Genomic DNA, 11,023 nt, shown 5'->3' with positions numbered 1-11,023 from the left:
AACCGGTGAAAACAGCCGTTGGGGGCCGGTGGCCCCCACACCTGCGGCCACTGGCCCCCAACGGCAAGATCCACGGCCCCCAGCCACCCGATCCAGTGGTCCCTAAGCCTTCAAATACTCAACCCGGGGCAAGCCCGATACAGGGCCGTGAGTTCTCCCGCGCTATGGCCGTCGGATTCCCCTCGTGTCGCAGATCGGGCTGATCGCTTACCAACCTCCTTCGCACCTAGGTGACCAGAAAGCGAGGTGGACCATGAGCACTTCCCGAACCGAGAACCCGGTCCCCGGTGTCGTCACCTTCACCGCCCGCGGAGACGCCGCCCTCGATCGTCTGACCGACGCCCTGGTGGCCGAGTGCGACGGCTCCCCAGGGGGCATCGCCGACATCCTCGAGCGGGTCCTGGATGCCGACGTCGAGGACCTAGTCGAATGCCTCAGCGAGACGACCGAGCCGCACGCCGATCGACCTGGCCGCGGCGTCGACGAGGTCGATTCCGCAGGCGAGAGCCTCGACGATGCCGCCCGCCGTCGACTCGGAGCGCGCACGCCAGGCGCTGCCAGCACGCCTGGAACACGCAGCTTTAACGTGGGGCGGTGACCCCGATCGACGGCATACACTTCGTTACACAAGCCCGCTGTGTAACAGAATGTATAGGAGACCTCTAATGCTGCCCAACCCCTACGCCCCGGGCGAACTGCCGCGGGTCCTGGCCGGGAGGGAACAACAGCAAGACAGGATCAGAGGCTACCTGAGCCGGATCGGCACCTACGGCGAGATGGGCGGCCCGCTCTTGGTGTTCCTGGGCCCGCGCGGGGTTGGGAAGACGTCCCTGCTGCGCGAGGCGCAGCGTGACGCCGAGGAGCACGGGTTCATCACCGCATGGGTGGCATGCCGGCGCAACGCGCCGTTCCTTCCCGACCTGGTCAGTCGCGTCGGAAAGGCCGTCGAATCCGCGGACATCCTCCCCCGAGCCGAGAAGGGCACCTGGAAGCTTCGCCTGGAGAACATCGGCCTGGAGTTCGGGCTGCCGAGCGTGGTGAAGGTGAGCGCGACGGCGGCCGCCGACCGCTCCGAGGCTGAGGCACCTCCACGAGGGGCCCAGATCTCGGCGATGGAGGACCTCCTGCACGAGACCAGCTCCCAGATCCGTGCACGCGGTGGCGCTGGACTCGTGGTCTTCGTCGACGAGCTGCACGCGGCCACCCGCGATGACCTCGCGGTCCTGCTCAACGCGATGCAGAACTTGGCTGGACGGCGCGAGGACAACCCCCTCGCCATCATCGGCGCCGGCCTGCCCTCGACACCGGGAGTCCTGGTCAACGCTGCCACCTTCGGGGAGCGCAGCACCTTCCTCACGCTTCCCCGACTCGAGCCGGCCGCAGCGGCCGCCGCCGTGGCCGAGCCGGCCGCAGAGCTAGGCGTGACCTGGACGCCCGCCTCGCTGCAGACGGTAGCGGCCGAGGCCCAAGGATTCCCGTACCTGCTGCAGGTCCTCGCGCACGCGACGTGGGAGGTGGCCAAGCCCTCAGGAACAGGTGACGTGCTCGACGTCGACCAGGTGCGGTCCGGCCTGCCGCTGGCCGATGATCAGCTGAGCTCCATGTACGCCGCCCGGTGGGCGGCCGCGACCGAACTGGAGAAGCAGATCATGTCCGTGATGGCGCAGGCCGGCACTCCAACGGTGACGCGGGCAGAGATCGCCGCGGCGCTCGGCCGGCCCACGCAGGCTCTGGGTGTTCCGCGTGAGCGCCTGATCGACAAGGGCATCATCGAGCCCGCCAGTCGCGGCGAGGTCCGGTTCACGATGCCTGGCTTCGACCGCTACATCCGCGAGACCCTGGCCACCGGAGCACCCTCGCCCGCCGACCCGGCACCCGGCAGTCTCGGTGCCGGCCGCCGCCCGCGTGAACTCCCGCCCGCCTCCGAGGGCGACCCCGACGCGCCGCGGCGTTAGAGCTCACGGCGAGCCTGCCGACGTTAGGACCGCCTCGAGCTCGTCGACGTCGCCGAGTGGCATCGGGGGCGCGACGTGGGCGGAGGTCGTCGAGCAGCTCGTCGACGTCGCCGTCCTCCAGCTGCGGTGCGCTGTAGGCGTTCCACTTCCCCACCGCGTCGGCGAGTCGGCGGTAGGCCTCGACGTCGGCCGCAGCGTTGACCAAGCGGCCACCGCCAGTGCCACTCGCCTTGCGATCAAGGCGGCCTGGTCGTCCATGGCCGCTCAGTCTCCCGCTGGAGACCCCGGAGGGAACCCCTGCGGTTATCCACAGCCCGCCGCCGGCGGCCGAGCGTACGGCCGGCGAGATCCGCGAGACTCAGGCCAGCGAGACCGCTCGGCAGGAAGGACAACCTTGGTGGACGACAACGACCAGCTCGAGGCGAGCGGGCACGCGACGGCGGCACGCCGACACGTCTACGGCTTCAACCGCGCCACGATGTGGGCGCGCGACCAGATCCCGGCCGAGACCTCCGACGAGCTCGCGGAGTTCGCCGACCTCGCGGCCGCGCTGCCCCAGGCGTTCTCGCAGCTGTCGAGCACGCTCGAGCCGGCATTGGCCGACCAGGTGCTCAGCATGGACGCGATGACCGACGAATCCGACCCCGCCATGGCGATCGGCGTCGCGCGTCTCCACCTGGAGGAGGCCCGCGGACTCGCGGTCGACCTCCACAAGCACCTGAACGCCGCCCGCAACGCCACGGCGCACATCATCAGCGAGGGCGTCGACGACGGGCAGGAGTCGATGCCCTGGGACCAACCCTGACCTGGTGGTCCCCGGCCCTCGGTGACCCGCGGCGCCTGAGGCCCGCGAGATTTTTTCGCGCTCGGTGATCGCCCGAGCGGGTCGACCTTCCTTTGGTGACTGAGACATAACCCCGGTCAACCAAGGAGCTGCCCGTGAGCACGCCCACCGATTCTCCCTCCGCCGCGGCCGACCGTGACCCGGTTCAGGAGGCCGGCGACCACCTCGAGCGGGCCCTGGCGGCTCTCGACCGCCTTCGCGAGGTCCTGCCCCCGTCGAGCATTACGCCCCCGTCCGACACGGGAGGCGGCGAGCCGGCATGACCACCGACACCGCTCTGCAAGCCGCAGACGCAGTCTTCATGGCCGAGCAGGCCGTGGGACGCGCCCGCCGGGTCGTCGACGAGCTCCACACCACGATCAACTCCGCGCTCCGGGTTCTCGATGACGCCGAGCTCGACTCTGCGAAGGCCCGCCTCAGCGACCGCGGTGACTACTACCTCGAGGCCGCCGGCGAGCACTTGAGCCGCCTGCAGCGGCGCTGCAGCGACAACGCCGAGCTGGTCGACGAACTCACAAGACACCTGGAGCGTGCATCGCAGGCGATCGCCGATGCCCACGATCTCCTCCAAGACGCCGACACCTCCGATCCTGAGCTCGCCAGCGAGGTCGCGCAGTTGAAGCCACGCCTCGCCGTCGTGGGCGAGATGATTGACCTTGCCAAGCCGATGGCCCGGTTGACCGCTCAGCACGTCGACAGCGCGCAGCTGGCGGCCCAGCACGTGACTCCGCCGTCGCTGCTGGAACCGGTCACCCTCGAGCGGAGCATCGCGACGGCCGGCAAGGAGCTCGGCCGCGCCGATGAGGACGTGCGCCTGCTCGAGAACGTCGTCGACCACGCCGCGGCCAACGCCCGGCAGTCGGCCGGCATCGCCAGCGAGATCACCGACAACGCCCGCCGGCGTATGGCCGAGCAGGGCCGTGGCCAGGTTCCTCGCCAGGCGGCCCCGGCCGGCGGGTCGCTGGCGCGGTAGGCGGGAGGACGGGCATGGACTTCGATCAGGGCGGCCGCCAGCTGGCTGGCCTCGTCCTCGATGCCGCCGGCCGCGGGCAGCACGACCAGGTCGCCGACCTGATCGCGCCGCTGGACGCCGACCAGCTGCGGTCGCTGGTGACGGTCCTGGCCGTCCAGGTCGACCAGACCATGCCGTCGGCGCCGGCAACCGGCCCGGCTGCGGTGTGCGAGCTGGCCATCAACGCGGCTGCACCGATGTTCGGCACCACGCCGGAGGCGATCCTGAGCGCCGAGCGCAGCCGTCCGGTCAGCGACGCCCGCGCCGTGGCCATGACTGCCGCCCGCGAGGTCGGCCTGTCCCTGCCGGCGATCGCCGAGCACTTCAACAAGGACCACGGTTCGGTGATCCATGCCGTGCGCCGCACCGCCGAGCGACCCCGGCTGGCCGACGCCGCGGCCCGGGTCAGTGAGCACGTCAACGACAGATACACCGCCCGGCTCCCCCGCCCCGAGGCCACGGTGGTCAGCCTCCACCAGGATCCGCCGGCGTCGACCTTCGAGCCTGATGGGCCGGTCGAGCATGCAGTCGTGGCGGCCGCGGAGGCCTTCGGCACCACGCCGGAGGTCCTCCTGGGTACGGACCGCAGCCGGGCGGCAGCGGACGCCCGTGCGGTGGCGATGACGGCGGCCCGCATCCACGGGCACAGCCTGCCGACGATCGCGCGTCACTTCGACCGCGACCACACGACCGTGCTCCACGCGACCCGGCGCATCGAGAAGACCCCACCGCTGCGCGACCTGGCCGCGAAGATCGCCGGCGAGCTCCCCGAGGAGCCGGCCGACGCCGGCACGAGCGGGGCAGACGGCGTCGAGCAGATCCCCGAGCCCGGCTACCGCTCCCCCGGGGCCTGGGCGCAGGAGCGCGCGATTCCCGTCGCCGGCGAGCGTCCGCAGTTGAGGGTCGCCCGGTGAAGGCCCTCATCGGCCTCGCCGGCGTGGCGATCGCCGTGCTCACCGCCGGCGGCATCAAGGCAGCCCTCCCCGGCGCTCCCACGGGCCCCGACCCATCGGAGGGCAAGGCCACCCAGGTCCGGGTGACGGCCGTGGTCGACGGTGACACGCTCCGCGTCGAGGACCTCGGCGGCCGCGAGCTCGGCCGAGTCCGCCTGCTCGGCATCGACGCCCCCGAAGTCGCCCACCCGCCGGCGCCGGAGGAGTGCTACGCCGACCAGGCAACAGACCTGCTCGAGGAGCTCGCGCCGGTCGGCAGCACCGTCCAGCTGGTCACCGACAGCGACCAGCCCGACCGCGACCGGTACGACCGGCTGCTGCGATACGTCGACCACGCCGGCGTCGACGTGGCCCACGAGCTCCTGGCCCGCGGCGCCGTACGCCGCTACGAGGCTGCTCAGGACCTTGCCCGCGAGGAGTCGTACTCCGCGGCCGCCGCCGATGCCCAGGACGCCGATAGCGGCCTGAGGGGCACCTGCTGAGGGACGGCCGGGATGGACGACGAGCAGCTGATGACGGCCGCGAAGAAGCTGGCCCGGTGGTGCTACAGCCGCGGCGTCGACGAGCGAGTTCTCGGCTGCAGGGCGCAGCTGCTCAAAGCGGCGGTCGACCAGGCGTTCGGCCGGCCGGCGCCGGCACACCTCGAGCACGCGCTGTGGGAACAGGTCGCCACGCTGCTGCGCCAGCGGCGCGACTGGGACCGCGACCACCAGGTGACTCCTCCGCCGCCCGCGGCGTGTCTGCCCTGCGCCGTGGCGGTTGACGAGTGCCCCGCCCACGCCGGACGGCGCTGTCGTGCCTGCGGTGGCCACCTGCACCGCATCGTCGTAGACGAGGGCTTCGATAGCCATCCGTGCTGCGACCGCCCGGGCGGGACCGGTTCCCACGGCGTCCTCGAGCACGCGGCACAGATGCTGGGCGCCACGCTGCTGGCCCAGCCGGCCTGAGCACCGGCAGGGCCCCGCGACTTTCCAATCCAGTCGGTCCGCGGTGATCGCCCGGGCCCTTGGTCCGCACATAGGTGACCAGGAGGACCGGCGCAGCCGGTGCCGGTCCTCGGAATCCATGGGAGTTCACATGAGTGACGCCGCTCGCGAGGAAGCCGCGCTCGAGGAGGAGGCGCGACAGCGCGTCGAGGAGATCAGGGCCAGTGAGGAAGCAGCTGCCCAGGCCGCGGCCGCCGACACCGGCCCCTCCCCCGACGCCGAGATCGCACTGGTCCACCAGTCCGGTCGCCAGCACGACCACACCGACACCGCCGCCTACCAGCGGCCTCAGCTCGGCCGCCGCCGCGGCCCGCGCCGATAGGAGGCCCCGATGGCTACCGCACTCGCGCCGACAACCGGATCCTCGACCGTCCGCTGGGTCGACTGCTCACACAAGCTGGGGTCGCTGCCCTGCATGAACCACAAGCCGCACGAGGGCGACGGCCGCGGCTGCGTGCACCACTCCACGTCCGGCTTCCAGGACGACGAGTAGCCCGCCGCCGGCCGCCGCACCACCAGAGAACAGCCTCAGCCGTGCACCAGGTGAAGCCGCGGCCGCTGAGGCTGCTCGACGGCCGTCTCCAGGCGCTGCATCCGCTCGAGGGTCATCGGGTGCCCGTAGCGACGCAGCAGACCTGCCAGCACGGGACCGAGGCCGAGCGAGAGCACGAACTGGTCCGCCTCGGCCTCCGTGTATAGCTCGATCCGCCGGCCGGCCGCCGGCACCAGATAGGTCAGCGCGATGACTGTGCCCCCGAGCAAACCGGCCCAGGCCCGGTCCTCTACGACCGACTGCACCACGCAGATCACCCCCACGACGCCGCGCAGCGTCCAGGCCAACCGCGTGAACGGAAGCCAGGCGAAGGCCCGGCCGACGCCGCGGAACGTCGCCACCAGCATCCGCCACGGCGTCATCGCCGCGAGCACGGCCAGCTCCAGCCGCGGCCGGATCGCCTGGCGCCGGCCGACCGCATGAGCCAGCGCGGCGGCCGCCTCCGCGCCGGTCACACCGCCGCGGTACGTCGCCTCGACCAGCCCAGGGCTGACCACAACGGTGCGCCGGCCGATCGCCACCGCCACCGGGGTGCTCGGTCGCTGGATCCGGCGCACGAACAGCGCGCCGACGTCGACACCGCGGCAGCCCAGCTCGGCCAGCACCGGCGCCATCACCCGGAGCTCCGCCTCCGTCGCCGGCCGCGACCTGGTCAACGCTGCGACCGCAGGCTCCTGCAGTTGGCCCAGCGCCAGCGCGACCAGCACGCCGCCCGCAGCCATGAACGCCACGAGGCCCAGCCCCGGCGGGAGCAGGGCGCACACCACCACGGTGAGGACGAAGCTCACCAGCAGTGCCGGCGCCAGCGTCACGGCTCTCAACACGGTCATCGGGAACCTCATCTCGACCCTCCTCCATCTAGCAGCACTAGTGCGGATCTCTTGACTTTGCTCGCGGTGATCGTCCGGCAACCACCGAACGACATAGGCGAACGAGACCAGTTTGTGCCCAGGTGCCGACAGCACCCCGAGTTATCCACAGCCCGCCGCTCGGCGCAGCGGGCCGCGGCCGGGACGTGGGTTCATGGGCCAGACCGACCTCCGGCTGAAAGGAACACCCGTGGACACCCTCAACGCTGACGGCACCTGGGACCGCCTCGGCTCGATCGCCCAGCTGCTGCACCAGGCCGCTGCCCAGGTGTGGAGCGACGCCGACGAGGCCGCCCCCGACTCCCCGCTCCACGACCTCGGGCTGGGTGTCTACCTCGCGCACTCCCAGGCCAGCGCCCTGCTGCCCGACGACTACGAGCTGCCCGACATCGACCCGCTCCCTGACCTCGAGGAGCGGACGCCGCTGCAGCTGCTCAACGAGGCCGAGGAGCTGACCCGCCCGCTACCGCTGCACCAGGCCGACCTGGTCCACGGCTGGCAGCTGGTCCTCGACCTGTGCGACCTCATCCGGGAAGCCCGCGGCCTTGGCTACTGACCTGCGCCTGGCGTACGCCGACATCGACGAGGAGCTCTTCGACGTCGACCAGATCCCGGTGACCTCGCGCGACGTACGCAGCGTCGGCGAGATGCTCTTCGACGTCGACTACCTGGCTCGCCAGCTGCTCATGGACGTCGCCGGCGATGATGCCGGCACGCTCCTGCGGAGCTGGCCGACGATGGTCGCGGCCGCGGAGGACCTGTGGGCCTCGCTACCGGGTCGCCGGCCTGGCGTCGACGAGCGCGATCGGCCCATCACCAGCCTGGCGGCGCAGGCCTCGACCATCGAGTCCAGCCTGTCCGGCCGGAAGGCCTGGCCAGGTCCGGGACCGACCAACCCCCGCGTCGACCAGATGACCCAGACTCTGCTCAACGCTGCGGCTCTGGTGCGCCGCTACGGCGCCGAGGTCCCTCACGAGCGGACCGAGGCCCACCGCGACCTCGAGGCAGCCCGGACCAGGATCATGCACGGTCTCTACCTGACCGCCCACGCCGTCAACGTCGCCCTGCACGACAACGGCCGCGACCGCGTCAACGAGGCCCGTGGGTCGGGCCGCCGGGTCCAGCTGGCCCAGCACCACTCCCCCTACGCGATCGCACCCACCGGGGTCTGGGTCGATCGGATGTCGGCGTGCGAGAACACCGCACGCAGCTACCTGACCGACCGGTTCGCCCAAGCCCTCGCCGGCGAGGCGATCCGGCCGGTCGACGACCCCGGCCGCCTTGCGCAGGCCCTGGCCAGCTGGGACATCGAGTCCCACCGCGCGCTGGCACGCGACCTCGAACCGTCCAACATCCTGCTCATCACCCGTACCCAGGGACTCATCGCCGGCGCCAGCATGGTGCTGGTCGACGCGGCCGCCGCCGCCGGCATCCTCGAGCCCTCGGACCGCCTGGTCCCCGCGATCGCCGAAGCAGGGCGCTCCTGGAGCAACCTGGCCAGCCGCTGGGGCGACCTCGCCCCCCCGGGCGCCCGCCTCGAGGAGCCCTTGGCACGCGCGGCCGCCGAGGTCCGCGCCGCGTACCGCCAGATCACCCACGACACCACCACCCTCGCGACACCAGAGGTCATCGCCACCCGGCGAGGACTCCCCCAGGTCACCGTGGCGACACTGCGTGCGATCGGGGCAGGCTCCGAGCTCGCGCACGTCATCGCCGAGAAGGCCGACACCCCCAACCTCACCGGCCCAGCTCGAGCCCTATCCCGCCGAGCGCACAACGACGTCGCGGCCGGCCTGGCCACCCCGCCGACCGAGGGCGACGTCGTCTGGGTCTCCCCCGCCGACATCCTCGCCCGACGCGCCGTCACGGTGCCGCAGCCCGTACGGGAAGCCTTGCGTTCGGCGAGTACGGCAACCGCGTCCGCGGCATCCACCGCGGCATCCTCTGCCATGCTCGCGCACTCCAACGGCAGTAGCCATCGCCACGCTTGGCTCTCGGCAGCGGACAACGCGCAACATGGCGGCCACTGCACCCCAGCATCTTCGCCGGACCACGGCATGCCATGCAGAAAGTCTGCGGGCATTGATCGCTCAGCACCTGTCGGACCACTTAGGTGACCATCAGACACCAGGTGGGCTGCGACCACCGAGATCCACCACCGCAGGTCGGAGGAGACACGAGATGGAAACGGTGAAGGAGACCCTCAGCGTCGGCGGCCACCGACCGCTAGCTGCTCAGGAGAGCGAACGCATCCTTGAGGATGTCGTCACAGACATGAGCGAACACGCCACGCCGCCTTCCGACGAGCCCCTCCCGACAGAACGCCGCCGGCTCGCACTCACCCCTGCCACGATGAACATTGCGCAAGCGGCTGCCTACATCGGGATCGCGAAGTCGACGCTCTATACCTGGCGCACGCGACGCCCGGGGTTCGGACCACGCGCGGTCAAGGCGGGCGGTGCACTGCGGTACCGCCGTTCGGATCTTGATGCTTGGATCGAGGCCCACGCCGAGACACTGGATCTCGAAGCGGAAATGGACATCGACGACAACGGCCGGGGCTCGAGGGGTGACCACCTAGCACCATCCAGCACGCTAGGTTCCATGTCGCGACGGTCCCGTCCACGGCGTCGGTAGCGCTCAGACCTCAAGAAGGAACGCCCATGGCTCGCCCCCCGCTGCCCATCGGAACATTCGGGACCATCACGACGAAGGAGGTGCGTCCCGGCGTGTATCGCGCGCGAACGCGCTTCCGCGACTTCGACGGCGTCACGCGCGAAATCAAGGGGACCGCTCGAAGCGCCGCCGCCGCAGTACGAGAACTCAAAGTCAAGATCGCCGACCGAAGCGCCCCATCCGGTGACCTCATCGGCCCCGACATGCGAATCAGCCAAGTGGCCGACATCTGGCTCTCGCTGTATCGCGCCGAACAGCGCTCCGAGGCAACTACCGCGAACGAGTACCAACGCATCATCGAAAACGTCATCAATCCAGCCATCGGCAACATTCGCCTGCGCGAGGCAACAGCTGGTCGCCTGGAACGGCTCATCAGGTCGCAGGACTCCCACAGCCGCCGCAAGAAGACCAAGACGGTCCTCAAGATGATGTTCGACGCCGCGGTTATCGACGATGCGCTCCCGGCCAACCCGGTCTCCTCCACGTCTCGGCTTCGAGGCCAGAAGAAGGACGTCCAAGCGCTCTCGGTGGAAGATCTCAATGCCGTCCGCTCTGCTGTAGACGCCTGGATGACCAAAAAGCGACCCGGTCCAAAGCCGAACCAGGACATGCCCGACATCGTTGACCTGCTGCTCGCCACGGGCTGCCGGATCGGAGAAGTGCTCGCGATCCGATGGACAGACATCGACTTGAGTGCGACCCCGCCGACGGTGTCAATCAGTGGCACGATCAAGACGGAGACGGGAAAGGGCACGTACCGGAAGCCCAAGCCGAAGTCGGACGCCTCAAAACGCACCATCGCGCTGCCGCCGTTTGCTGTCGATGTTCTGATGAGGCGGCGTATCGAGCAACGACCAAATCACTACAACGCGGTCTTCGCCACCCGTAACGGCACCTGGCACCAGGTCGGCAACATCGAGCGGCGGTGGCGCACGATCCGAGCAGACACAGGCTTCGACTGGGTGACGCCACACACGTTCCGCAAGACCGTCGCCACCTTGATCGACCGCCTGGTCGACTCGGACACCGCAGCCCGCGTCCTGGGCCACTCCTCAGATGCGATCACCAAAGAGTTCTACATCGAGAAGGACAGGACCACACCTGACGTGACGCACATCCTTCAGTCCTTCGCCGGCAAGGCCACGACGACCGCATCAGACGACTGACGTCCTGGG

Annotated in this window: 15 protein-coding genes; 14 read left to right on the top strand and 1 reads right to left on the bottom strand. The window is 70.4% G+C overall.

Features of this window, described 5'->3' with window-relative positions; translation table 11 throughout:
• Nucleotides 1-253: 253 nt before the first annotated feature.
• From QWJ41_RS09000 to QWJ41_RS08955, 10 genes are all read left to right on the top strand, one after another.
• A complete protein-coding gene (locus tag QWJ41_RS09000; RefSeq protein ID WP_302707458.1) occupies nucleotides 254-598 on the top strand; it encodes a hypothetical protein in 345 nt (114 codons plus the stop codon).
• Nucleotides 599-665: 67 nt separating this feature from the next.
• Nucleotides 666-1,955, top strand: coding sequence for an ATP-binding protein (locus QWJ41_RS08995; protein ID WP_302707456.1), 1,290 nt, complete (start codon nucleotides 666-668; stop codon nucleotides 1,953-1,955).
• Nucleotides 1,956-2,352: 397 nt separating this feature from the next.
• Nucleotides 2,353-2,760 (top strand): hypothetical protein, encoded by a 408-nt coding sequence (locus QWJ41_RS08990; protein ID WP_302707454.1) that lies wholly within the window; start codon nucleotides 2,353-2,355, stop codon nucleotides 2,758-2,760.
• A gap of 134 nt (nucleotides 2,761-2,894) precedes the next feature.
• On the top strand, nucleotides 2,895-3,062 hold the full coding sequence (locus QWJ41_RS08985; protein WP_157519777.1) for a hypothetical protein: 168 nt from the start codon (nucleotides 2,895-2,897) through the stop codon (nucleotides 3,060-3,062).
• Complete coding sequence (locus QWJ41_RS08980) at nucleotides 3,059-3,772, top strand: hypothetical protein (RefSeq protein ID WP_302707452.1); 714 nt, start codon at nucleotides 3,059-3,061, stop codon at nucleotides 3,770-3,772. The genes QWJ41_RS08985 and QWJ41_RS08980 overlap by 4 nt, the downstream gene beginning before the upstream one ends.
• Nucleotides 3,773-3,786: 14 nt before the next feature.
• A complete protein-coding gene (locus QWJ41_RS08975) occupies nucleotides 3,787-4,725 on the top strand; it encodes a helix-turn-helix domain-containing protein (RefSeq protein WP_302707449.1) in 939 nt (312 codons plus the stop codon).
• Entirely contained in the window at nucleotides 4,722-5,246 is a 525-nt protein-coding gene (locus QWJ41_RS08970; RefSeq protein ID WP_300953994.1) for a thermonuclease family protein, read from the top strand. Before QWJ41_RS08975 ends, QWJ41_RS08970 begins: the two co-directional genes overlap by 4 nt.
• Before the next feature lie 12 nt (nucleotides 5,247-5,258).
• Entirely contained in the window at nucleotides 5,259-5,711 is a 453-nt protein-coding gene (locus tag QWJ41_RS08965; protein ID WP_302707445.1) for a hypothetical protein, read from the top strand.
• A gap of 130 nt (nucleotides 5,712-5,841) precedes the next feature.
• Complete coding sequence (locus QWJ41_RS08960) at nucleotides 5,842-6,072, top strand: hypothetical protein (RefSeq protein ID WP_302707443.1); 231 nt, start codon at nucleotides 5,842-5,844, stop codon at nucleotides 6,070-6,072.
• 9 nt (nucleotides 6,073-6,081) lie between these two features.
• Nucleotides 6,082-6,243, top strand: coding sequence for a hypothetical protein (locus tag QWJ41_RS08955; RefSeq protein ID WP_157519779.1), 162 nt, complete (start codon nucleotides 6,082-6,084; stop codon nucleotides 6,241-6,243).
• Between the two features lie 35 nt (nucleotides 6,244-6,278).
• On the opposite strand, the gene QWJ41_RS08950 is transcribed toward QWJ41_RS08955, so the two are convergent.
• Nucleotides 6,279-7,145 carry a hypothetical protein gene (locus tag QWJ41_RS08950; RefSeq protein ID WP_302707437.1) on the bottom strand — a complete coding sequence of 289 codons (867 nt, stop codon included), beginning with the start codon at nucleotides 7,143-7,145 and terminating at the stop codon, nucleotides 6,279-6,281.
• Between the two features lie 217 nt (nucleotides 7,146-7,362).
• On the opposite strand from QWJ41_RS08950, the gene QWJ41_RS08945 reads away from it, so the two are divergent.
• The 4 genes from QWJ41_RS08945 to QWJ41_RS08930 all read left to right on the top strand — a co-directional run bounded on the left by QWJ41_RS08945 (nucleotide 7,363) and on the right by QWJ41_RS08930 (nucleotide 11,014).
• Nucleotides 7,363-7,728 (top strand): hypothetical protein, encoded by a 366-nt coding sequence (locus QWJ41_RS08945; protein ID WP_068104956.1) that lies wholly within the window; start codon nucleotides 7,363-7,365, stop codon nucleotides 7,726-7,728.
• Nucleotides 7,718-9,289 (top strand): hypothetical protein, encoded by a 1,572-nt coding sequence (locus QWJ41_RS08940; RefSeq protein ID WP_302707432.1) that lies wholly within the window; start codon nucleotides 7,718-7,720, stop codon nucleotides 9,287-9,289. The genes QWJ41_RS08945 and QWJ41_RS08940 overlap by 11 nt, the downstream gene beginning before the upstream one ends.
• A gap of 64 nt (nucleotides 9,290-9,353) precedes the next feature.
• Nucleotides 9,354-9,809: a helix-turn-helix transcriptional regulator gene (locus tag QWJ41_RS08935; RefSeq protein ID WP_302707430.1), complete on the top strand. Its 456-nt coding sequence runs from the start codon at nucleotides 9,354-9,356 to the stop codon at nucleotides 9,807-9,809.
• A 26-nt stretch (nucleotides 9,810-9,835) separates the two neighbouring features.
• Complete coding sequence (locus QWJ41_RS08930; protein WP_302707428.1) at nucleotides 9,836-11,014, top strand: tyrosine-type recombinase/integrase; 1,179 nt, start codon at nucleotides 9,836-9,838, stop codon at nucleotides 11,012-11,014.
• The last annotated feature ends 9 nt before the right edge of the window (nucleotides 11,015-11,023 follow it).

The sequence above is a fragment of the Nocardioides cremeus genome (genome assembly GCF_030518195.1).
In the GTDB taxonomy this organism is placed as follows: Bacteria; Actinomycetota; Actinomycetes; order Propionibacteriales; family Nocardioidaceae; genus Nocardioides; species Nocardioides cremeus.
This window is presented reverse-complemented; position numbering and strand designations above follow the sequence as displayed.